Origin of the sequence: Methanoregula boonei 6A8 (genome assembly GCF_000017625.1) — an archaeon.
In the GTDB taxonomy this organism is placed as follows: Archaea; Halobacteriota; Methanomicrobia; order Methanomicrobiales; family Methanospirillaceae; genus Methanoregula; species Methanoregula boonei.
In genome coordinates this window covers 759,867-781,134 of sequence record NC_009712.1, presented here as the reverse complement: position 1 = coordinate 781,134, position 21,268 = coordinate 759,867, and the positions used below count along the sequence as shown (strand labels likewise).

Genomic DNA, 21,268 nt, shown 5'->3' with positions numbered 1-21,268 from the left:
CAAGTCTACATTACAATTTTATCTATAAAGGCTTGCTGTCAACAGCGTAACCACGCCGGAGAGGAGACGGTTTTCACAAAAAAAAGAAATGTAGCCCGGCGGTCCTGAAAGACACCGGCAGACTTCAGAGCGCTTCTGCAACCTTTACCAGTTCGTCGAAATGCCGGCTTTTCTTGAAAAGCCACCACGTGAACCGTTCGACCACCGTAAAGGAGAAACTCCCCCCGGATGCATGAGGATGGCCGCCGCCACCGAACTCCCGGGCAATAAGGTGGCTGACGGGGGGGACCGACCGGATCGAGAACTTCCCGTCCTTTCCAATGATTACCTCGATATCGGTCCCTTTTTCCTTTCGTATGAAATGCGCAGTCTCGCTCGGGTACCCGTAGAGCGGGGCAAAGACGATACGGTATTTCTTCCCAAGGAACGTTGCATGGGAGAGGCTGCGGGCCATCATGGTTCCCATCTCGGCCTGGATCTCCGCGTACTCCCGTTCGATGATGGGATCGGAAAAGACCCCGGCTGCCAGGCAGTCCCGGACATGCTCCCGGTTCTTCTTTCTCTGGAGCACTTCCCCCAGCACCGCGGACCGGGGATCGGCATGCCTCCAGAGGTCGTAATCACAGACTACTCTTGCCACCTCGGCAGCCAGGGGGTTCTCCGGTGCAAGATCCTTTGCTACAATCCCGGTGGCACAGACTTCCGTATCGATATGAAGGAGGGATACGGTATTCCTGACACCTGCGATCTCCTCCTCACGCCAGCGGTGGTGGTCCCGCCATTCGATCACCCAGCCGTTTGCGCGGGCCCGGGCGGCTGTTGCCGCGGTGTCCCGCTGGCAGCCCAGGTCGGAGATGGAAAGAAGGTCTCCTTTCCCCGGGGAGGAGGCGATGAGCGCAAAAAGGGAGGGGAATTTTCCCACCGAGCTCCAGATCGTAAACACGCCATCATCCCCAAACCTCATCCGGTGGATAGCATCGGCACCAACGGCATCGAGATCATTGTGGGTCAGGTGGACCACGTGGGCGCTGCGCGATGCTACGGCGCGGGCCAGGCCGGCATCATCATCGGAGGCAGAAGGAGGGGGCATTTAGGTAAATAGTGGCATGGCGGGACATATATAAGAGCCGCAGGAAAAGCAGGACAGGCGTATTATTTATTAAGCCCAAATGCCAATATTTGTGTCCTGCCCTAGTAGCTCAGACTGGGAGAGCGCCAGACTGAAGATCTGGTTGTCCCCGGTTCAAATCCGGGCTGGGGCATAAAAACGCTTTTTATTCAGATTTTACTCTTCGGCAGGGCATCCGCATTTTCCATAAAAACCGGGTGCAATAGGAGAGATGGACTTCCTGCACGGAACAGGTAAGATTTTTTTCTCTGGTGCCGGTTTTTGTGCAGATGGTTACCAGATAATGACGGTCTTGCCGTACGATCTTAAAAAAGGGTAAAATGTGTTTTCTGTACTGACCCTCTTAACCGGTACGGGTGTATTTCAGGGCCGGGTACGCGGCATTATATGCCGTAGTGGTTGTGGCATCGAGCACCCAGTTTGCGGGCGCTGCCTGGCCGGTGATAGTTACCGTATACTTACCGCTGCCGGCACTCTGCCAGGTCCCTGATTTCATTACCTGGGTCCCCCCGTTGAGATAGCCGGTAAAGCTTCCGTCAGCACCAAAAACAACCTGTGCGCTCTCACCCTGGACCGTGGGAGTTGACCATTTGCCGACAATGGGGTCCTGCGATGCAGCCGCTACCGTACCTGAGGTTGCAGCCGGCGTTACCACACCGGGTGTTGAAACCTGAGTCGTGGCCGGAGCCGATCCCGTACCGGCCGGGGCAGTGGATCCGGCCGTGCTGCCGGTACACCCGGCCGCAAGGATCATCGCAAGACAAACAAGAGCAAGAACTACAAGAGCATCTCTTTTCGACATATTCTGGGATAGATCACTTCAGCCTATAACCGTTTCTTTTTTCACCGGCTGCGCGGATCACGCAGTCAACCCGCCAGCCGGTCCATTCACGGGGGGGCTTGAACGCCATTATATCCCGGAGGGAGGGCAACCTGCACGTAGCCAGTCCCGGTAAACCCCGGGCTGCACCGGTTCCGGATGTGGTGAACTTTGCGGTTCAAATATCCGGTTTCCGGGACCATGTTTTTCCCGGGAGGATGTGGTCAATATATATTGATACGGGACGGTGATGTGTATCTGTCAATACCGCGAGCGTGCCGGTGGGGAACAGGCCGAATGGTGGTCACCCATGCAACCGGCCCGGTGAGCACCGCGGAAGAACCCACAGTAAGGAATAATCACCATGGATGTAATTCTGGCCGTTGTCTGTCTGGGGATCCTGACTGTCGCACTCCTCTTTCTGGGCCGGCGGTTCAAGATTCCAAGTATTGTCTGTTTTCTTGTTATCGGCATGCTTGCCGGCCCCTACGCGCTCTCGATTGTAAGCGATCAGTCCACGATTGAGACGATCGGCGAGATCGGGGTCATCCTCCTGCTTTTTACCATTGGCTTAGAGTTCTCCTTCGAACGGCTGCTCAAGGCATGGCGGGTTGTCGTGATCGGCGGGGCATTCCAGGTCTGCACGACCATTGTTGTTGCAGCCCTGATCCTGCACATGATTAACGGTGTCATGTTCACCGAGGCAATCTTTTTTGGGTTCCTGGTCTCGCTCTCCAGTACCGCTATTGTCATGAAGATCCTCCAGGATCGCGGGGAAGTCGAGACGGTCCCGGGAAGGACGCTCCTTGGGATCCTGATCTTCCAGGACCTTGCCGTCATCCCGATGCTCCTCCTGACCCCTGTCCTGATGGGCAGCAGTATCTCCACGGCATCCCTCCCCTTTGAGATCATAAAAGTCATCGCCATTCTCGCGATCCTGATAGTCTCTGCTCACTGGGTGGTACCGTGGGTCATGTACCGTGTGGCACGACAGAAGAACCGCGAACTTTTTGTTTTTACCATCGCCGGGATCTGTTTTGCCGTTGCCTGGCTCACGAACGCCGCCGGTCTTTCGTATTCCCTTGGCGCGTTCATGGCCGGCCTTATTATCGGGGAATCCGAGTTCAGCATCGATGCAGTCAGCAACATCATCCCGTTCCGCGATGTCTTTGCCGCCATCTTCTTTATCTCGATCGGGATGCTCCTTGATACCAGTGTTATCCTGTCGCAGCTCTCGATCGTCATAACCCTTCTTGCGATCATCCTTGTCGCAAAAGTACTGACCGGATCGGTTGCTTCGGCAATTCTTGGAATGCCGACCCGCGTCTCGATCTTTGTTGGCCTTGCGCTTGCCCAGATCGGGGAGTTCTCGTTTGTGCTGGCAAAAAATGGCGTGGACTCAAACCTGATGGGGCCCGGGCCGTACCAGTTCTTCCTTGCCGCGGCTATCATTACGATGGCACTTACGCCGTTTACCATGAATATGGCATTCCCGGTAACCAACCTGCTGTACCGCCTCTTCCCCGACCGGATCAAACGGCCGGATCCCCGGAAGGACGCATCAGGGCCCGCTCCCGAGGAACTCTCTGGCCATATCGTTATTGTCGGGTATGGGATGACCGGCAAAAGCGTTGCCCGGGCCGCCGAGATCCTTGGCATCCCCTACAATGCTATTGACATGGATCCGGATGTGGTTGCACGGGAACGCGCTGCTGACACCCACCATGAGATCATCTTCGGGGACGCCACCCATCGGGAGATCCTTGAATACGCCGGCATAGAGCGGGCCCGGGCACTCGTCGTGGTCATTTCGGAACAGAACGTGGTCCCCGGGATCATCCATCTGGCCCGGGAGATGGCGCCCTCGATCTACATCGTTGTCCGCACGCGCCATGTCAACGATGTACGCCAGCTCCTGGATCTTGGGGCAGACGAAGTGATCCCGGAGGAGTTTGAGACTTCGGTACGGATCTTCTCCCGGGTGCTTGCCAAATACACCCTTCCCGAGAGCGATATCGACACCCTCACCAAGGTGGTCCGGGGAAACGGTTACCGGATGTTTTCCCGGGCGCACGACCCCCTGCCCTCGGGTAATCAGGATCCCGAAAGAGCGTTTGGCGACCTCCACATCCATACGCTCGAGGTCGGGGCCGGTGCGCCCTCGGTGGGAAAAACCCTGCGGCAGCTGGACCCCTGGAATACCCGGGGGGTAGGGATCCTTGCCATCCGCCGCGGGGCAGCATCAGTGACCTCCCCCCATCCCGACCTCATCGTACTGCCCGGGGATGTCCTCATCCTTTACGGCAGCGAGACCAACATCAGCCGGTTCCGGCCCCTTGTGGCCGGCCCGGCAAAAACGGCCTGAACCGGCGAGCACCGTCATAAAGGGGAGATTTTCCCGGAAATTATAATACTTCTCCTGACGGTACCTATCTATCCCATGTCCGGGATCGCGGGTGTTCTCTGATGGACTTTATGCTTGCCGCCGTTGCTGTCATCGTTTTGTCCGTCGTCCTTTTGTACTGGGGCCACCGGTTTGGCCTGCCAAGCATTGTGAGTTTCCTTGTGATCGGGATGGTTGCCGGACCCTTCGGGCTTGCGCTTATCACCGACCAGACTTTCATTGCAACGCTGGGCGAGATCGGCATTGTGCTCCTGCTCTTTACCATCGGGTTAGAGTTCTCGTTCCAGTCCTTCCTGCGCTCGTGGCGTGCCGTTATCATCGGGGGCCTTGTCCAGATCTGCACAACCATTGTTGCAACAACCGCGATCAACCTTGCATTCCAGATGCCCTTTAACGAGGCGCTGCTGTTTGGGTTCATTGTCTCGCTCTCCAGTACCGCAATCGTAATGAAGATCCTCCAGGAAAAAGGCGAGGTGGACACGCTCCAGGGACGCACACTTCTTGGGATCCTGATCTGCCAGGACCTTGCCATCATCCCGATGATGCTAATTGTGCCGCTCCTTTCCGGGAACAGCTCGGGCTTTGACCTGGCCGAGGCCCCCTACGAAATTGCAAAGATCGCCCTGATCTTCCTTATTATCGTCGTTCTTGGGTACTGGCTTATTCCCCGGTTCCTCTTCCGGGTGGCAAAGGAGCGCAGCCGCGAGCTCTTCCTCTTTACCATTGCCGGGATCTGCCTGGTCATCGCGTGGCTCACCAGTGAAGCCGGCCTCTCGTTTACGCTTGGGGCATTCATCGCCGGCCTGATTATCGGGGAATCGGATTACAATATCGATGCCCTGGGCCACATCATCCCGTTCCGGGATGTCTTTGCTGCCATCTTCTTTCTCTCGATTGGGATGCTTTTGAACACGGGCACCATGATCGATAACTTCTATTTCGTCATAGTTACCATCCTTGGGATCTTCCTTGTCAAGATCCTGACCGGTTCCTTCTCTGCCGCGGTACTGGGGATGCCGGCCCGGGTCTGCATCTTTACCGGCCTTGCCCTTGCCCAGATAGGGGAGTTCTCCTTTGTCCTTGCCGGGACCGGGCGGGATGCCGGGGTCATTGCAGAGCCGGTGTACCAGGTCTTCCTTGCGGGTGCAATCGTAACCATGGCGTTCACGCCTTTTGCCATGCGGGCATCCCCGTGGGCAGTTGACCTCTTCTACCAGCTCTTCCCGAAGCGAAAGACCCAGGCAAAGTTTGCGGCAACTGACGAGATCTCACCCACGGAGAACCTGTCAAACCACATCATTATTGCCGGCTACGGGATCACCGGGAAAAGCGTGGCCCGGGCAGCAACCCTTGCCGGCATCCCCTACATGGTCATCGAGCTCAACCCCGAGATCATCCGGCAGGAGCGCTCCCCGTACCGCCCCAACTTTATTTTCGGTGATGCGGTGCAGGAAGAGGTGCTCGAACATGCCGGGATACAACACGCACGGACGCTGATTGTAACGGTGTCCGAAGAGGATGCAATCCCCCGGATCATCCGTGCGGCCCGCAACCTCAACCAGACCGTGCATATCCTTGCCCGGACCCGGCATGTGAGAAATGCCCAGCACCTGCTCGACCTCGGGGCCGACGAGGTGATCTCGGAGGAGTTCGAAGCGGCCCTTGAGATCTTCACCCGCGCCCTTAAGCGCTACCAGATCCCTGATGAAGAAGTCACGAGGATCATCGAGCGGTCAAAGCGGCTGGGAACCGCCCTTTTTACCCGGTGCGCCGATCCCACCCAGCAGCGCAGGGTGCAGAACTTCGAGACGCTCTTTAGGGCCACCCATGTCCACACCGTGCTCGTGGAGGAGGGGTCTGCGGTGGCAGGAATGACAATTAACGAACTTGGCCTACGGGAGCGCTTTGGCATCCGGGAATACGGGTTTCGCCGGGGGACGCTGCGTTTTAGCACGCCCGATCCCGGCCTGCGCCTTGAAGTGGGCGACACGTTTGTCTTTTTTATCACTGATGAGCTCGCGGGAAAGATCATCCCCCTCTTTTCGGCCCCGCACTAGTCGCCCTTTACCGTAAACAGGGGAATATAAGTACGCCGGGTGCCAGACGTTAATACGATATGCGCCCCCGGGTTATCGTGAACGTGGCAATGAGCGCGGACGGGAAGCTCTCGACCCGCGAACGCCGGCAGGTGAAGATCTCCGGGAACGAGGACTTTGCCCGGGTGGACCGGCTCAAGGCCGGGTGCGATGCGGTGGCAGTCGGGATCGGGACTGTGCTTGCCGACGACCCGTCGCTCACGGTAAAAAGCCCGGATCTCAGGGCGGAACGGCAGCGTGAGGGGAGGCCGGAGCACCCGGTCCGGGTTGTGATCGACGGCAGGGCACGGACACCGCCGGATGCTTCGATCCTTGTCAAGGGAGACGGGCTGCGGGTCATCGCGGTCTCAGAGCGGGCCGACCCGGCAAAGGTAGAAGCGCTCCGGGCAAAGGCAGCGGTCATTACTGCCGGGAAAGACGAGGTGGATCTCTCCCGGGTGCTTGACGAACTGGGGCAAATGGGCATCCGGAGCCTGATGGTGGAGGGCGGAGGAACACTGATCGCCGGGTTTATCCGGGCCGGTCTCGCAGACGAGATCTACACCTACATCGGGAGTATCGTGATCGGCGGGAAAGACGCACCGACACTTGCCGATGGCGGGGGCTGGATCCGGGAATCGGATTTCGCCCGGCTCGTGCTTGCGGATGTGACCCGGATTGACGATGGAGTGCTCCTCCACTGGATGGTAAAACGGACCTGATCCTCCGCCTTCCCAAAACCAAGGCTTATTTTCCCCGGCACAGGAAATGATCTGCTACGTATCTTGCAATCATCGTCCTTGCTGCGGTTTTTCTCCTGATTGCCGTGCGGCAGGTGGGCCGGTTCTCCTGGCGTATCTGGCAGGTCATGCTCGGCGGAGCACTGGCAGTCCTCATCCTTGGCCAGATCGCCCCTGCTGACGCCCTTGCCGCAATCAACATCGATGTGATGGTCTTTCTCTTCGGCATGTTTGTCGTGGGAGAGGCACTCTCGCGGAGCGGGTACCTCGATCTTCTTGCCCGCCAGCTCTTCCGGCACGCCCGCACACCGGGCCAACTCCTCTTTTTTGTGATCTTTGGTTTCGGGCTCCTCTCTGCACTGCTCATGAACGATACCCTTGCCATCATCGGCACACCACTTGTACTCGGGCTTGCCACCCGGTGCCGTCTCCCGGCAAAGCTCCTGCTCCTTGCCCTTGCCTTTGCCATCACCACCGGGAGCGTGGCAAGCCCGATAGGAAACCCGCAGAACCTGCTCGTGGCCCTTGACAGCGGGATGGGCGCACCGTTTGTCACCTTTGCCTCCCACCTCCTCCTGCCAACGATCCTGTCCCTTGCCGCTGCGTGGCTGATCCTTTTTTTCTTTTACCGGAAAGGCTGGTCCAGTCTGCTGGATAAAGAGGCCGGCGCTGACCCTGCGCCGGAGTCGGACCCCGCCCTTTCCCGGATCGTGAAATGCTCGCTTGCAGTCCTCCTCATTCTTTCCGGCGCAAACATTGCCGCATCACTCCTGACCGGCGCGATTGCCCTCCCCCTGCCGCTCATTGGGATTGCCGCTGCACTCCCTGTCATTCTCTTCTCCTCACAACGGATCGCAGTGCTCAAATCCATCGACTGGTGCACGCTCGTTTTCTTTGCCGCGATGTTTGTCCTGATGGCCGCAGTCTGGGAGACCGGGTTTTTCCAGTCGCTCGCCGGCACCGCAGGAGTGACCTCGGTCCCCACAATCCTTGCGACAAGCATTATCCTCAGCCAGTTCATCTCGAACGTACCTTTTGTCGCCCTCTTTACGCCCCTCATCCTCCAGGCAGGGGGCGGGACCACCCGGCTCATGGCGCTTGCTGCCGGGAGCACGATTGCGGGCAACGTTACGATCCTCGGTGCTGCAAGCAACGTGATCATCATCCAGCAGGCCGAAAGCCGGGGGGAAACACTGACGTTTATGGAATTTATGAAGATCGGCGTGCCCCTGACACTAATACAGGTGGGGATATATGCGGTGTGCCTGGGGGTGGTGTAAAAGGGATAATGCTCCACAGTTGGTTCAAAAAGGAACCCTGGGGAACAAAATTGAATCAATAATGCCGTTGTGCTTCCTGAAATTACCGACAGCCGGACAACAGGAAAAAGAATTATGCCGGCACGGTCTCGCAGAGATGCTTACGGGAAATACGAATGGTTTTTGCTTTTGATACCGGGGTTGGAATCTCCTGATTGTCTTCAAGCAGTCCTTCAAGATGGAACGTTATTGCAGATTTCATATTCTCAAAGGTTTCTTCCTGGGTGCGCCCGGTAGCGATTACCCCGGGAAGATCCGGGCAGTACGCAGAACAGTTGTGTTTCCCGGTTTCGATGATGACGGTATATGATACCATTATGTATCCTCCCTTTTGATCTGAGCTTGTTTTAACACGCTGTTTAACGTGCCGGGTCTTACTTCATCGTCAGGGTGTCCCGATATTGTCACCAGACCCGGCTTTACAGGATGCCTGAACTGTTGCTGATCCCCGCTCTGGCGATGGAGACTCCAGCCATCGGATTCGATAAGTTTGATCAGCTTTCGAATCTTCATCACGCGTATTTTGAGTACAATAACAGATGGGTTACCTTAGTCTTAAATTGGTATGCCTTTTTACAGATAGAGCAAGCCGTATCAAATGGTTTCCCCCGTGGAATCTCACGATCCTCGGTGCTGCAAGCAACGTAATCATCATCCAGCAGGCCGAAAGCCGGGGGGAGACTCTGACGTTTATGGAGTTTATGAAGATCGGCATGCCCCTGACACTGGTGCAGGCAGGGATTTATGCGGTGTGCCTGGGGGTGGTGTAGAGAGATGAGAAAAGTGCCCTCACAGGATAGGATACAAATGCCCGCCACAAAATCATCGTTTCACCCCTTGTTCTCTTGGATAATCCGCTCGAAGTAATAACGGGGGCTGGTGCCCATCCCCCCGCGGCGCGGCATGCGGGACACTTCCACTCGCCCCACCGTGCAGGGGCCCTGAAGTTTACGTAAAGAATCCTGAATTTCCAGGTAGTGGGGAATTTTTAAGCAAAACCCAATAATTGTATAGTGCCGCATAAAAGAGAAGTAAAACGAATTACCAGAAGTGGAGACTGATCCATGAAACCTGAATCCGGAGATAGTTTCTCTGTCCGTCTCGTTCTTGTACTGGTTTGTCTGGCGGTTTTGGGAAGTCTCATCGCCGGCATCGATTATGCACAAGAAAATAGTGCAAAGGATAACTCCGGGATTTCCCCCCCGACCGGGGTGGCAGCACTTTTCTCCGACCAATGCTATCATACCTGTTCAACGTATTACCAAATCTGCATGAGAAGTAATCCCCACAAATCACTGTTCCGGGAGATCCCCTGCCAGAACGAATGGAAAACGTGTAATGCCTCCTGCGCAGATTCCCCGGCACAGTAATTATCGCCCGGTCACCCGGGCTGTACGTCCGGCAAAAAATTATTGCTGACCGCTGAAGGTCAGGAGGGATGAACTGTTGTTATCGGTAAGAACAAGCGAGCTGCCATTGATCTGGTACCCCTGGACCGATTCAAGGGCCGCCAGGTACGCGGATTCCTGGCTCATGATACCCTGGTCATGGCACATCATCCGTGTGGACCCGATACCACTGATCGTCAGGGATGCCCCACGTACCGTATATCCGGCGAAATAGTTGTTGCATCCGGCCGATCCTGTCATTTTCCCGCTGGCATCGAAAACTGCAGTGACCTGGCTGCCTGCAATAACCGAAGATGACGCATCGCGAGTTTGGATTGATGAGAGAGTCCAGTTCGTCCCGACGAGCGGAAGAGAGGCAGGAGTGATGGTTTTTGCAAATGTGAGGATGGCATTCCCCGATTTGTCCGAGATGACGAGGCGGTCGCTGTTTATGGCAAAGGATCCTGCTTCTGGCAGCAGGCCAAGGTAGGCGCTTTCCTGATCCATTACGCCGGGCTCGCCGCAGTACATCATGGTTGACCCGGCCTGACCGATGGTAAGCGAGCTGCCCGAAACCTGCCACGAGGCAAAGTAACGGTTGCACCCGGCAGATCCGGCGAGATTCCCGTCATTGCCAAAGGTGAGGGTGACCGGGTTACCGGCAAGGGCCATAACGGGCGTTGCATTCTGCGAGTACTGGACAAGCGTCCATTCCGTGCCGTTGAGCTGGACTGCCGGTGCCTGGCTGGTGCATCCTGCTGCCAGAAGAAGAAGCGCAAGGAAGATCGTGCTTCCTGCAAGGGCAAAAAATCCGGTCCGCGTTCGTTTCATCATCGCTTGCATGCAAGAGTCCTGTACTCGGGGACATTATATTCATTCCCTTGAATAAGGAAATCCTTGCTATCACCGGCATAACGATCGCCGAGACCGGCGAACCGGGAAAAGGCACCCGGTTCGAGATGACTGTACCGGAAGGGGAATGGCAGCGGCTCCGGATCCATGATCTGTCCGTGGGCAGGCTCGAATAGCGGGGACCTGACGATTACACAAAACCCGCACGCCCGGCAGGTACCCCCGTACCCGGGCAGACCCCGCGTATAAAGGAGGGCCCGGTCTGGACCTACAGTCTCCCATGATCGATTCTCCGACGGAGGGTTTCCGGGCCGGAACAATCTCCCGGATGTTCCTGGGGAAATTGTGCCAACACCCGGTAAAATTCCTTTTAAAAACCGTTATTTTTGGAAATAAGCCATTTTAATGAGGAAAAGACCGTGCAATTTAGCGGCCTTTCCTTCAGCGTGAAAAACAGAAGGTTCCCAAAGGTCATCCAGCCCTTCGGGCATGCCCAAAAGGGCAATACGGCCGAAAAATAAAGGGGGTTTTCGGGCGGGAAAAACAGCCCGGTTTTTTCTGGAAAATGCATGAGATCTGCCATCCTGTCGCCACCTGTGGGTCAGGGAGAGCATCCGGAGAGCGGGATGCTGGCTTTTTTGGAGATTTGCCCTAACTGCACCTCCAGATAACAAGCTTTAATGGATTGAGGATAAAAAGGGAAAATCTAATGGACTGGATACGATCTTCCATTTTAACAATCCTTATTTTTTTTCTGCTGATTATCCCCTCAGGCGCAGAACTTACTCTTGGGAGCAATATGTCATTTCCCAATGGGACAAACCGCATTTATCTGGATCCGGTTGAAAACCAATACTTTGGGGGAACCCCCTTCACGGTCAATGGTACCACAAACCTTGAGGTTGGTACCGCGATTACTGCTGCTGTGTACTATGACGATTGGTCGCCCTGTTCACACAGTGGCTGTGGACCCACATCTGGGATGACCGAGACGATATACGTCGCAGAAGGCGAAGGATTTTTGAATAAAACGTATTTCACGATAAATACTTCAGAGTTCATTGTTGGCGATTATCTTGTCTCTGAAAGCACAAAAGATGGAGAAGTAAATGATTCTAAGAGTTTTACGTTATCTGTTCCGCCAGACGCATACTTCACCATCGATCCTATCGGAACCCGGTATGCCGGGGGGATTTTTTATATAAGCGGTACTACGAACCTGCCATTATCAGACCTCTGGGTGGGTTGGATCTACTCAAAGTCCAACCCTGATAATCTCATGATAATTGCCCCGGGAATGTCGGATTTGTCAACCACCCAGGAATCGTCGGGAATAATCCGGTGGTCGGTAAACGCTACGAACACTACTGAGAATCTTGAAGAGGGAGAATACTACGCAGTCGTGGGTATCAATCACGTTGCATCGAAAACAATTGGATTTACTCTTCTTCCTGCGGCAAATGAAAAAATTTCAAATTACACTCCAACAACAATAACAGCCATGGAACTCCCAACACCGGTAATTGCTCCCCCTTCAACCGCGACAACAAGAATCCCGCCAGCCACGACAAATGCTTCAGGATTTTCAGGCGTGATAACCGTAATCGGACTCTTGGCAATTACCCTCATTACAACCCGGAGATATTGAATAAAACAGGATTCTTCAGACTGTGGGGCAAGTGAATATCAGAAGTGCACTCTTTCGCCGTGGGGGGGGCGGATCTTCTCGTTCGTGGGGATGTGGGGGAGATAGCCCCCACGATCTCCCTATCAACCAATCCAGATCAAACCGGCTTGGCCAAATATTTCCGGAAATGTCCGGCTCAGCAGCTCAACATTCCCAAAAAGATCAGCACCCACCCCCTTTAAAAAATTACAAAACCCCCCTGCCCCCCATTTAGCGCTTTGCAAAAAAAATGATCGTCCCGATCAATTTTAAAATCGGTCAGGGTGACCCCATGTATTCCAGTATCACAGCCTGTGCTTCCACTAAATCTTCAGACGGAACATGGTGATCGGTCCGATCGTTTTCAAAACCGGTCGGACCGGCAAATTTCAAAAATGATCGAGGCGGCCCCCTGCGGCATGAGTCAAAGGTAGCCTCCCCCTCCCCACTTAGCGCTCCGCAAAAAAACCGGTCAGACCGATCAATCTCAAAATAGGTTGCCCCGACCCTCCCGGGATACTAAAGGATCTCTTGCTTTATGCGAAAAATTAGGGAAAACTGGTTCCGGATCTCAGAGCCGGACCAGCTCGTAGTCCCGGGTGCCAAGACCAAGTTCCTCTGCGTACCGCAACTGGCGCGGACCATCCGTGTTCGGCCGCAGGCCACTGAACTTGTCCTCGCCCGGGTGGTGGTGCCGGGCAAGGAGGGACTCTTTAAAGCCCGGCTGCTGGTTGACCAGATCGCAGGCTGCCGCATCTATCGCCACCGGATCTTTTGAGGCCAGGATACCGATGTCCGGGACAATGGACGCATCGCTCCAGGGCACACAGTCGCAGTCCGGCGTAATCCGGGTCAGGAAGCTGATGTACCCGATCTTCCCGGCCTTCCCCTGCACCGCCCCATAGGCGTACTCGACCATCCGTTCTGTAAAGAGCGGGATCTCGGTCTCCCAGTCCACCTCGATCGCGTGCACCGGGCAGACCGTCATGCACTCGAAGCACCCGATGCAGAGGTCCTTATCGATCACCGATTTCTTGTTCCTGAGGGTGATCGCCGATTTCGGGCATACCTCGGTACACTTCCCGCACCCGGTACAGACCGCGGGCATGGAAAACGGCTTTGCCTGGTGCTGGGCCCGTTTGCCCGCCGGTGGTGCGCAGCCCATGGCCAGGTTCTTGATGGCCCCGCCAAAGCCGGCCACCTCGTGACCCTTGAAATGCGTCATGACGATCATGCTGTCTGCCGCGACAATATCCCCGGCAAGCGTAACCGTCTTGAAATGCTTCTTGTTGATCGCCACATGGGCCATGTTCTTCCCGGTAAGGCCATCGGCAATGATCACCGGCGCCCCGACCACCGCGTAATCGAAGCCATGGAGGATCGCAGTCGTGATGTGGTCCACCGCGTTTGAACGGCTCCCAAGATAGAGCGTATTTGTATCCGTCACAAACGGCAGGGCGCCTGCGGCCTTTACCTTATCGACAATCTGGCGGACAAAAACCGGGCTGATGTACGAGTCATTGCCCTTCTCCCCGAAATGGAGCTTGATGGCCGTTTTGTCACGCGGCTCTATACATGCCGCAAGGCCGGCAGTCTCAAAGAGCTTCCTGACCTTTGCCTCGGTACTGTCCTCGGGCGACCGCGCCCGGAGGCTTGCAAACCAGACCCTGCTTGTCATATCCGGATTCTCCCGGATCGATCATTGTTTCTGCCGCATATCTACCATTCGTTCCCGAAGGTCAGACCAGGGATTCCAGATTGCGCCGGCGGATCTTCTCCTTATTATAGCGCCGGAGATCCTTTGCCCGCTCAAAGTACTGCCGGGAGAGATCGTCCCGGCCCATGGCCTGGACGCAGATCCCCATGTTGTTCCAGGCATCGGCATCGGACGGGTTCTTGTCCAGCAGCTGGTTGTAGGCGTCGACTGCCGCCGAGAGGATCTGGTTGTCGTCCCGGAGGATTCCCAGTTTCTGGAGGGTTGCTCCGCAGGTAAAGAGGATCTCCTCATCGGACGGGGAGAGTTCGAGCGCCTTTGAGATGGAAGCAAGGGCATCCTCGTTTCTCTCCAGAGCCCTCAGGCAGACTCCCCGGTCGTGCCAGGCCCATGCATGCGAGGGCTCGATCTCGAGTGCCCGGTCAAAGGCAGCAATCGCCTCCTCGTACTTCCCCTCCCGGTAATAGAGCCGGAGCCCCTCCTGGTAGTTGGATTTGGACTTCCCGAGCAGCCGGTCAAACATCTTGCCCTGCCCGGTGGGGACATCCACCTTCTCCACCTTCCCGGAACTCTCTTCTTCTTTCTGGAGGAGGAGATCGGTACCCACGGAATGGGTGATATCGCGGATGGCCCCGATGATCCCCACAAAGATCCCCCGCCCGTCGTACAGGGGCGTGGCCTTCATCCAGAGGATCCGCTCGCCACCCTCCTTTGCCGGCGCCTTTGCCCAGGCAAGGATCGTGCCTTCCTCCTTTGAGATAATGGAGAAGTTGTTCTTCCGGATAACATGTTCATCCTCAAAAACCATGTCAACAAGAAGCGGCACTTTGCGGCCAAAGAAGGGAACGGCATACACGCGATCCCCTTTACCCACCATGTCTGCCGCGGCAACCCCCGAGAACATCTCCATACTATGGTTCCAGGCGATCACCTTGCCGTCGCGGTCCAGGGCAAATGCAGGTTCGGAGATAAACCGGACTGCGTCGCTTAAGATCTTCTGGGTAGTGCCAATGCCCTTTCCCACCACCTTTCCCTCAACTGCCCGCCGGATCATATGAACCATTTCGCGGAGCTGGGGCTGGATCTCCTCGCCTTTTTTTAAGTAGAAGTTCGCGCCGTTGTTGAGCGCCTCGATGGCTGCATATTCCCGGCCTACCCCGGTAAAGATGATAACAGGTGTCGCATCCCCCTTGGAGCGGAGGATTTTTAAAAACTCGATCCCGTTGATCTCGGGCATATCGTAATCAACAATGATCGCATCAAAGGTCTGGTTGTTTAAGAGGGAAAGGGAGTCTTTTGCAGATCCCGAGGTCACCACCTTCATGTCGCCGAACCGTTCCAAAAACATCCGGGTGACGGAGAGAACTTCTTCCTCGTCGTCGATAATCAGCACGGAGAGCATGTCAGACCGTTATGTCGTTGATATGACTGCAAAAGATAAAAAAGGATGTCCCTGTCACTTCCGCTTGGAAAGCTCATGGTCAAGGTAGAAGAGGTGGCCGGGAATATCTCCAAGGGTCTTGATCTTATCAACGATCAGGGCCGCATTTGCTTCCTCTTCAACCTGTTCTTTTACAAACCACTGGAGGAACTCAAACGTTGCATGGTCCTTTTCCTTTGTGGCAAGCTCGACCAGGTTATTGATGAGGCCGGTCACCTTCTGCTCGTGGGCATACACCTCTTCAAAGACCTTGCCGGAGGAGGTCCATTTTGACTTTGGAGCCTCTATGGCATCAAGGACAACCTTGCCCTGGCGTGCATAGACGTAGTCGTAGAACTTCATGGCATGGCCCCGTTCCTCGTTGGACTGCACAAGCATCCAGCTTGCAAATCCCTTGAGGTTGACCGATTCGAAATAAGCGGCCATTCCCAGGTAGAGGTACGAGGAGTAAAGTTCGCGGTTTATCTGGCGGTTCAGTGCTTCTTCCAGGGTTCTGGACAACATACGAAAATCTCCTGTATGCGCTTGAGATTGGTGTGGATTTAAATAAGGGTATCTCAGCGGGCAACAATCCACGGAAAGGACCGGGAAGGCCGGCGGGCATTTCACCGGAAAAAAAGGGATCGGCTTTTTGTTATCTTCCGACCCGGTCTTTCTCGGCCTTGATGTCGAGAAGGATCTCCAGTTCGAGCGATTTTGCGTACGCGATCTCCGCCTCCTCGCTCTTTCCCGTCTCCTCAAGGCAGATCCCCTTCACATACCACGCGGTGGCGTCGTTCGCATTGAGGGTGGTGGCCCGGATGGCGGCGGCAAGGGCCGGGACAAACTGTTCAAGCTGGGAGAGGGCAAGGGCTTTTCTTGCCCATGCATCGGAGTGGTTGGGGTTGAGGAGAAGCGCCTGGTCGCAGTCCGTTACTGCCTCTGCATAGCGCTCCATCTCGATCTTTGCTCCTGCACGCTGGCTCCAGCCCTCGGGGTTTTTGGGTTCGAGCCGGATCGCCTGGTCGTACAGTGCAAGGGCCTCCTTGAACTTGGTCTGCTTTACGTACTGCTCTGCCCGCTTTAAGATGCGGGGAACTTCGCTTACCGGCATCCGGTCCTCCCTTGGGGACTGCATTTTTTCCAGGTATCGCAGGGGTCTGTCATGATCACTGGTCTTCGATTAAATCGCCGAAGATCTTCCTGAGCGCAGCCTTCTCGTACGTGACTGCCTGCTGCTCTGCATCAAGCAGGTGTTGGGGCTTCTCCCAGATAAACCAGTCCTTCATCGTCATATAGGCAAGCAGGGCATTGGTCAGGTTCACCCCTACCTTGTACAGGTTCCCGTAGTATTCGAGCGTGGGTTCGGCCCCCCAGTCCACGGCGAGGTGCTTTTCCATGATCGTGAGCATGTTGTCACCAAAGACCTTGGACTGGTACCAGGCCGTGTGCGTCCAGCGGGTGGTGAGCATCTCTTTTACCTCCAGGTGGTCGAACTTTTTCATCTGGGGAATGTTTACCACCGGCATGAGCTTGTCGGCAGGAAGCGTCTTTGCCAGGTAGAAGTCCCGGGCATAGAACATGGACTTGTCCAGCACAAAGTAGCGCCTTGGGACGATCTCTTCCATGTCGATCATCTCGTCCATGTCCGCCTTCCCGTCCTTTAAGAGGATATAGAGCTGGGTTTTTCTCAGCTGCTCCATACGGTGGTAGATCCGGGCGTTCACGATCGGATTCCAGGGCAGCTCGTTGATATCCTCGTGGAACTGGCGGTACAGGATAAAGAGCATCCCGAGGAGCTTGTTCACCGGCAGCTTCTTGTCCTTCTTTGCCTCATCCTTGAGCGCGTCCAGGTACACCTGGCGTATGCCGGCATAGACCGTATCCGGGGTATAGGAGAGGACATGGTATCCCCCCGTCTTTGCCGCCGCCCCCTTGACCCTCAGGTGGGTGCACTGTTTGGCGATGACAAAATCTTTTAAAAGCCCGATGTAATTTGCCGGGAAGATGATGATATTTTTGTCCAGGTTTTTGTAGGTATAGACATCAAGGAGCGTCCCCCCCGGGGGAGCTTCAGGTTTGCGCAGCAGGGTAATCTCGGTGTCAAGCAGCCGCTCGGTCTCGGCAATGAACCGCCGGATGGGTTTTGTGAGCGGCATATTGGTCTTCATGCGCCCTCACCAGCCATGGCCCAAAAACGGCACTGCAACCCCATGCGGTCTCACATACCTCTCTGAAAGGGAGTCTTATTTAAAGAGGGAAAAAGATTGGGATCGTGACCGCAGGGAAAAAAAGCAGAAGCACACGCACGTTCCGGTTATACCCTTTTCCGGGGCCGGGCAAGGGTGTGGATAAAGCCGGTGAAGGGGTTCTGTTTTTTGGGCCGGAATACCCCCTGGTTGACGTAGCGCACGTCCTCGATGGAGAAGAACGCCCCGGGATTTGTCTCCTCGATATGCCGGGTGATCCGCGGGACATCGTCGCGGTTTACCAGTGAGATGATCATCTTTACGCCGCCACGGGCCCCCTTGGCATCCAGGCAGGTAGTACCATAGTTCTCCTGCTGGAGGTATTCAGTGATCCCGTCCCCGCTCCCATCGGTGGTGATGATGCGCATGATCACCATGCCAATCGAGAGTTTCTCCTCTATGACCAGGCCCACGTAGGTCCCAAGGGCAAACCCAAACGCGTACGCAAGGAAGTACGCGATATTGGAGAGGTTGTTGAGGACCCCGACAATCGCCAGCAGCCAGATGATGATCTCAAAGAACGCGATCACCGGGGCAAGGTACTTCATGCCCTTGGACAGGAAGACGATCCGCAGCGTCTCCATGCAGACGTTTGCGATCTGGGCAAGGAAGATGAGCACCGGCAGGACGATGTAGTTTAAAATATCGGGTGTGAAGAGGAAGAACGTCACGGTACATGCCTTCTGTTTTGCCGGGGGTGCATGAAACCCCGCCGGGGGGCCGGGGTTAAATTGCACAATTTATGCCGTCGTTTCTATATCAAGATTACGGGGAAATCCGGCCAAAAAAGAGAGATCTGGTAAGATCGGGGCGATCGCGCGGAGGGACGCGCCCGGTTTTTTTCCTTTACACACCCGCGTACTTCGCAGGGTCACTATCGAACTTCTTCCTGCAGCCCGGGGCGCAGAAATAGTACTTCTTCCCCTTGTAGTCACGGGTAAATTTCGCCGTCTTCTCATCGACGGTCATACCGCAGATCGGGTCGATTGCCATGCCTTTCTCCTAATGATCGATCTTCTTTGCTTCCGGTATATACCCTTTGAGGAGGAGTGAGAGGGTAACAACAGTGACCGAGCTTGCGGCCATGGCAAGGGCGGCAAGCTCCGGGCGGAACATGTAGCCGGTAAAAGGGTAGAGGATGCCGGCCCCTACCGGTATGAGTGCGGCATTGTAGGCAAAGGCCCAGAAGATGTTTCCCCGGATCCTTCCCATCACTTTTTTCGAGAGTTCCAGCGCCGCCACCGCATCAAGCAGGTCGTCACGCACAAGCACGATCTCCCCGCTCTCGAGGGCCACATCGGTCCCGCTCCCGATTGCAATCCCCACGTCGGCATGCGCAAGCGCCGGGGCATCATTGATCCCGTCACCCACAAAGGCAACGACCTCGCCTTTGGCCTGCAGGGCCTTTACCTCGGCTGCTTTCTGATCCGGCAGTACTCCTGCCACCACCCGGTCGATACCGACCATACGGGCAATGGCCTCTGCCGTCCGCGGATTATCCCCGGTCACCATCAGGGTTGAAAGGCCGTGCGCCTTAAAGCGCCGGACCGCCTCTGTGCTTGTCTCCTTGAGGGTGTCGGCGATTGCAATCGCCCCGGCAAGCCCGCCGGAGGAGGCCACGAGCACGACTGTCTTTCCGTCCTGCTCGAACGCGCTGATCCGGGCCTCAAGATCGGCCGGCACTGCAATGCCCCGGTCCTGCATCAGGGCCCGGTTGCCCACAATCACCGGCTCGCCCAGCACTTCGGCCATGACTCCCCTGCCCCCGATCGTATCGAACTTCTCTGCCGGTTCAAGGGCAACATGCCGCTGCTCTGCGGCCCGGACCACGGCCTGCGCAAGCGGATGGGCCGAGTTCTTCTCCACCGATGCGGCAAGGGAGAGGAGCGTCTCCCGGGTTACCCCGGTGGCTACCAGATCGGTCACCTCCGGCTTTCCCTTCGTGAGCGTGCCGGTCTTATCGAAGATTACCGTGGTCACTTTCTCTGCGGTTTCGAGCGCTTCGCCGTTCCGTATCAGGATCCCCAGTTCTGCCCCGCGCCCGACCCCGACGGTAACTGCGGTGGGGGTGGCAAGGCCCAGCGCACAGGGGCAGGCGATCACAAGCACCGAGATGAGCGCCGTGAGGGCAAGCAGGAGGGTTGCGTGGAGCACGAAGTACCACACGACAAACGCAGAGGCCGCGATGAGGAGAACTACCGGGATAAAGTACGTGACCGCAACGTCGGCGACGCGCTGCACAGGCGGCTTTGACCCCTGCGCTTCCTCCACAAGGCGGATGATCTGCGCAAGCACCGTGTCCTGCCCGATCCGGGCAGCTTTTACCGAGAGGACGCCATTGGTGCTGATCGTGCCGCCGACAACTTTGCTTCCCTTTGTTTTTAAGGGCTGAACCGGTTCACCGGTGATCATCGACTCGTCCACGTAGCTCTCGCCGGATACCACCTCGCCGTCCACCGGGATCCGGCTGCCGGGTTTTACCACCACGAGATCGCCGACCGCCAGGTCCGCGATCGCCACCTCGACTTCTTTTCCCTCGCGGATCACGGTCGCCGTCTTTGCCTGGAGGCCGGCGAGTTTCTTTATCGCTTCCGAGGTCCGGCCCTTGGCCCGGGCCTCGAGGTACCGCCCGAGCATCAAAAACGCGGCAAGCATGATCGCGGTGTCGTAGAACATGTAGTCGCTCGTCAGAACGATCGAGAACGTACCCATCACGCTTGCGACAAAAGCAACACCGGTGCCCATCGCGTACATTACGTCCATGGAGAGGACCCGGTTTTTGAGCGAACCCCATGCTGCCCGGAAGATCGGGGCTGCCACGTACACAAAGACCGGGGTAGAGACCACAAGCATCCCGTACGCGAGGATCTGCATAGGGATCCCAATGGGCACCCACATCAGGATCATGAGCGGGATGGATACGGCAAACCCAAGGGAGAACCGGAGCAGTTTGTCATGGAGGTCGGCATCCCGTGCCGCCTTTTCGGCCTCGTCGCTTACCTCCCCTGCGATCCCGAGGTACTGGTAGCCTGCGTCCTCGATCGCGTGCCTCATCTCCGCGATCCCGGAAAGCGATGCATTATAGGTGACATAGGCCTGCTCGTTTGCCAGGTTGACATTTGCCGAAACAACCCCGGGCAGCGCTGCGAGCGCTGCCTCGATGGTCTGGACGCAGGTGGCACACATCATCCCCCCGATCCGGATCGTCACCTCGCGGTTGGTTACATCGTATCCCGCGTCACGCACGGCCTTTTCGAGTTCGTGGATCGAGACCACGTCCGGATCGAACTCCACCCGGGCGGTCTCGGTTGCAAAGTTCACCTGCGCCTTTTTGACCTCTTTGACGTTTGCAAGTGCCTCTTCAACCCCTGCAGCACACATGGCACAGTGCATCCCGGTGATTTTGAGTTCCGCGTTCTTCTTGTCCGCCACGGGAAAAGAACCCCCGTTTGTTCCTGCCTGCATCTCTCTTTTTGAGGAGATATAACGGTT

The 21,268-nt window shown here is 56.2% G+C and carries 21 protein-coding genes and 1 tRNA gene; 8 read left to right on the top strand and 14 right to left on the bottom strand.

What is annotated here, in order from left to right; translation table 11 throughout:
* Positions 1 to 124: 124 nt before the first annotated feature.
* Complete coding sequence (locus tag MBOO_RS04215) at positions 125 to 1,090, bottom strand: DHH family phosphoesterase (protein WP_012106350.1); 966 nt, start codon at positions 1,088 to 1,090, stop codon at positions 125 to 127.
* A gap of 98 nt (positions 1,091 to 1,188) precedes the next feature.
* On the opposite strand from MBOO_RS04215, the gene MBOO_RS04210 reads away from it, so the two are divergent.
* Positions 1,189 to 1,262, top strand: a tRNA-Phe gene (locus MBOO_RS04210).
* Positions 1,263 to 1,472: 210 nt separating this feature from the next.
* On the opposite strand, the gene MBOO_RS04205 is transcribed toward MBOO_RS04210, so the two are convergent.
* Positions 1,473 to 1,931: a hypothetical protein gene (locus tag MBOO_RS04205; protein WP_012106349.1), complete on the bottom strand. Its 459-nt coding sequence runs from the start codon at positions 1,929 to 1,931 to the stop codon at positions 1,473 to 1,475.
* A 382-nt stretch (positions 1,932 to 2,313) separates the two neighbouring features.
* On the opposite strand from MBOO_RS04205, the gene MBOO_RS04200 reads away from it, so the two are divergent.
* The 4 genes from MBOO_RS04200 (at position 2,314) to MBOO_RS04185 (ending at position 8,448) form a co-directional block, all read left to right on the top strand.
* Entirely contained in the window at positions 2,314 to 4,314 is a 2,001-nt protein-coding gene (locus tag MBOO_RS04200; protein WP_012106348.1) for a cation:proton antiporter domain-containing protein, read from the top strand.
* Positions 4,315 to 4,415: 101 nt separating this feature from the next.
* Positions 4,416 to 6,410 (top strand): monovalent cation:proton antiporter family protein, encoded by a 1,995-nt coding sequence (locus MBOO_RS04195; RefSeq protein WP_012106347.1) that lies wholly within the window; start codon positions 4,416 to 4,418, stop codon positions 6,408 to 6,410.
* Positions 6,411 to 6,469: 59 nt separating this feature from the next.
* Positions 6,470 to 7,150, top strand: a complete 681-nt coding sequence (locus MBOO_RS04190; protein ID WP_012106346.1) for a 2,5-diamino-6-(ribosylamino)-4(3H)-pyrimidinone 5'-phosphate reductase — start codon at positions 6,470 to 6,472, stop codon at positions 7,148 to 7,150.
* A gap of 104 nt (positions 7,151 to 7,254) precedes the next feature.
* Positions 7,255 to 8,448 carry an ArsB/NhaD family transporter gene (locus tag MBOO_RS04185; RefSeq protein WP_012106345.1) on the top strand — a complete coding sequence of 398 codons (1,194 nt, stop codon included), beginning with the start codon at positions 7,255 to 7,257 and terminating at the stop codon, positions 8,446 to 8,448.
* A gap of 112 nt (positions 8,449 to 8,560) precedes the next feature.
* Here the strand turns inward: MBOO_RS04185 and MBOO_RS04180 are convergent, their stop codons facing one another.
* Together MBOO_RS04180 and MBOO_RS04175 are read right to left on the bottom strand one after the other, a co-directional pair.
* Positions 8,561 to 8,803: a type II toxin-antitoxin system HicB family antitoxin gene (locus tag MBOO_RS04180; protein ID WP_012106344.1), complete on the bottom strand. Its 243-nt coding sequence runs from the start codon at positions 8,801 to 8,803 to the stop codon at positions 8,561 to 8,563.
* A complete protein-coding gene (locus tag MBOO_RS04175; protein ID WP_012106343.1) occupies positions 8,803 to 9,000 on the bottom strand; it encodes a type II toxin-antitoxin system HicA family toxin in 198 nt (65 codons plus the stop codon). The genes MBOO_RS04180 and MBOO_RS04175 overlap by 1 nt, the downstream gene beginning before the upstream one ends.
* Before the next feature lie 551 nt (positions 9,001 to 9,551).
* Between MBOO_RS04175 and MBOO_RS04165 the strand changes: the two genes are divergently transcribed.
* A complete protein-coding gene (locus MBOO_RS04165; protein WP_012106341.1) occupies positions 9,552 to 9,857 on the top strand; it encodes a hypothetical protein in 306 nt (101 codons plus the stop codon).
* Positions 9,858 to 9,896: 39 nt separating this feature from the next.
* Here the strand turns inward: MBOO_RS04165 and MBOO_RS04160 are convergent, their stop codons facing one another.
* A complete protein-coding gene (locus tag MBOO_RS04160) occupies positions 9,897 to 10,718 on the bottom strand; it encodes an META domain-containing protein (protein ID WP_012106340.1) in 822 nt (273 codons plus the stop codon).
* A 38-nt stretch (positions 10,719 to 10,756) separates the two neighbouring features.
* On the opposite strand from MBOO_RS04160, the gene MBOO_RS14055 reads away from it, so the two are divergent.
* Positions 10,757 to 10,903 (top strand): hypothetical protein, encoded by a 147-nt coding sequence (locus tag MBOO_RS14055; protein ID WP_198324448.1) that lies wholly within the window; start codon positions 10,757 to 10,759, stop codon positions 10,901 to 10,903.
* A gap of 194 nt (positions 10,904 to 11,097) precedes the next feature.
* On the opposite strand, the gene MBOO_RS04155 is transcribed toward MBOO_RS14055, so the two are convergent.
* Positions 11,098 to 11,310, bottom strand: a complete 213-nt coding sequence (locus MBOO_RS04155; RefSeq protein WP_048068275.1) for a hypothetical protein — start codon at positions 11,308 to 11,310, stop codon at positions 11,098 to 11,100.
* A 126-nt stretch (positions 11,311 to 11,436) separates the two neighbouring features.
* Here MBOO_RS04155 and MBOO_RS04150 point away from each other — a divergent pair, with 126 nt between their 5' ends.
* Complete coding sequence (locus tag MBOO_RS04150; protein ID WP_012106339.1) at positions 11,437 to 12,375, top strand: hypothetical protein; 939 nt, start codon at positions 11,437 to 11,439, stop codon at positions 12,373 to 12,375.
* 589 nt (positions 12,376 to 12,964) lie between these two features.
* Here the strand turns inward: MBOO_RS04150 and MBOO_RS04145 are convergent.
* The 8 genes from MBOO_RS04145 to MBOO_RS04115 all read right to left on the bottom strand — a co-directional run bounded on the left by MBOO_RS04145 (position 12,965) and on the right by MBOO_RS04115 (position 21,241).
* Entirely contained in the window at positions 12,965 to 14,071 is a 1,107-nt protein-coding gene (locus MBOO_RS04145; protein WP_012106338.1) for a DUF362 domain-containing protein, read from the bottom strand.
* Positions 14,072 to 14,132: 61 nt separating this feature from the next.
* Entirely contained in the window at positions 14,133 to 15,509 is a 1,377-nt protein-coding gene (locus tag MBOO_RS04140) for a response regulator (RefSeq protein ID WP_012106337.1), read from the bottom strand.
* Between the two features lie 54 nt (positions 15,510 to 15,563).
* The gene (locus tag MBOO_RS04135; RefSeq protein WP_012106336.1) at positions 15,564 to 16,052 is read right to left on the bottom strand and encodes a ferritin; all 489 of its coding nucleotides are present in this window, start codon (positions 16,050 to 16,052) and stop codon (positions 15,564 to 15,566) included.
* Positions 16,053 to 16,182: 130 nt separating this feature from the next.
* On the bottom strand, positions 16,183 to 16,665 hold the full coding sequence (locus MBOO_RS04130) for a tetratricopeptide repeat protein (RefSeq protein WP_232385626.1): 483 nt from the start codon (positions 16,663 to 16,665) through the stop codon (positions 16,183 to 16,185).
* 31 nt (positions 16,666 to 16,696) lie between these two features.
* Positions 16,697 to 17,698 (bottom strand): hypothetical protein, encoded by a 1,002-nt coding sequence (locus MBOO_RS04125; RefSeq protein ID WP_012106334.1) that lies wholly within the window; start codon positions 17,696 to 17,698, stop codon positions 16,697 to 16,699.
* 146 nt (positions 17,699 to 17,844) lie between these two features.
* Positions 17,845 to 18,447, bottom strand: coding sequence for a DUF2179 domain-containing protein (locus MBOO_RS04120; RefSeq protein ID WP_048068591.1), 603 nt, complete (start codon positions 18,445 to 18,447; stop codon positions 17,845 to 17,847).
* 175 nt (positions 18,448 to 18,622) lie between these two features.
* A complete protein-coding gene (locus MBOO_RS13365; RefSeq protein WP_012106332.1) occupies positions 18,623 to 18,769 on the bottom strand; it encodes a YHS domain-containing protein in 147 nt (48 codons plus the stop codon).
* 9 nt (positions 18,770 to 18,778) lie between these two features.
* Complete coding sequence (locus MBOO_RS04115; RefSeq protein WP_012106331.1) at positions 18,779 to 21,241, bottom strand: heavy metal translocating P-type ATPase; 2,463 nt, start codon at positions 21,239 to 21,241, stop codon at positions 18,779 to 18,781.
* Between the last annotated feature and the right edge of the window lie 27 nt (positions 21,242 to 21,268).

Bases quoted from the DNA above. Each gene is read 5' to 3' on its own strand.
- MBOO_RS04215 (WP_012106350.1), bottom strand. From the start codon at position 1,090: ATGCCCCCTCCTTCTGCCTCCGATGATGATGCCGGCCTGGCCCGCGCC.
- MBOO_RS04205 (WP_012106349.1), bottom strand. From the start codon at position 1,931: ATGTCGAAAAGAGATGCTCTTGTAGTTCTTGCTCTTGTTTGTCTTGCG.
- MBOO_RS04200 (WP_012106348.1), top strand. From the start codon at position 2,314: ATGGATGTAATTCTGGCCGTTGTCTGTCTGGGGATCCTGACTGTCGCA.
- MBOO_RS04195 (WP_012106347.1), top strand. From the start codon at position 4,416: ATGGACTTTATGCTTGCCGCCGTTGCTGTCATCGTTTTGTCCGTCGTC.
- MBOO_RS04190 (WP_012106346.1), top strand. From the start codon at position 6,470: ATGCGCCCCCGGGTTATCGTGAACGTGGCAATGAGCGCGGACGGGAAG.
- MBOO_RS04180 (WP_012106344.1), bottom strand. From the start codon at position 8,803: ATGGTATCATATACCGTCATCATCGAAACCGGGAAACACAACTGTTCT.
- MBOO_RS04175 (WP_012106343.1), bottom strand. From the start codon at position 9,000: ATGAAGATTCGAAAGCTGATCAAACTTATCGAATCCGATGGCTGGAGT.
- MBOO_RS04165 (WP_012106341.1), top strand. From the start codon at position 9,552: ATGAAACCTGAATCCGGAGATAGTTTCTCTGTCCGTCTCGTTCTTGTA.
- MBOO_RS04160 (WP_012106340.1), bottom strand. From the start codon at position 10,718: ATGCAAGCGATGATGAAACGAACGCGGACCGGATTTTTTGCCCTTGCA.
- MBOO_RS04155 (WP_048068275.1), bottom strand. From the start codon at position 11,310: ATGGCAGATCTCATGCATTTTCCAGAAAAAACCGGGCTGTTTTTCCCG.
- MBOO_RS04150 (WP_012106339.1), top strand. From the start codon at position 11,437: ATGGACTGGATACGATCTTCCATTTTAACAATCCTTATTTTTTTTCTG.
- MBOO_RS04145 (WP_012106338.1), bottom strand. From the start codon at position 14,071: ATGACAAGCAGGGTCTGGTTTGCAAGCCTCCGGGCGCGGTCGCCCGAG.
- MBOO_RS04140 (WP_012106337.1), bottom strand. From the start codon at position 15,509: ATGCTCTCCGTGCTGATTATCGACGACGAGGAAGAAGTTCTCTCCGTC.
- MBOO_RS04135 (WP_012106336.1), bottom strand. From the start codon at position 16,052: ATGTTGTCCAGAACCCTGGAAGAAGCACTGAACCGCCAGATAAACCGC.
- MBOO_RS04130 (WP_232385626.1), bottom strand. From the start codon at position 16,665: ATGCAGTCCCCAAGGGAGGACCGGATGCCGGTAAGCGAAGTTCCCCGC.
- MBOO_RS04125 (WP_012106334.1), bottom strand. From the start codon at position 17,698: ATGAAGACCAATATGCCGCTCACAAAACCCATCCGGCGGTTCATTGCC.
- MBOO_RS13365 (WP_012106332.1), bottom strand. From the start codon at position 18,769: ATGGCAATCGACCCGATCTGCGGTATGACCGTCGATGAGAAGACGGCG.
- MBOO_RS04115 (WP_012106331.1), bottom strand. From the start codon at position 21,241: ATGCAGGCAGGAACAAACGGGGGTTCTTTTCCCGTGGCGGACAAGAAG.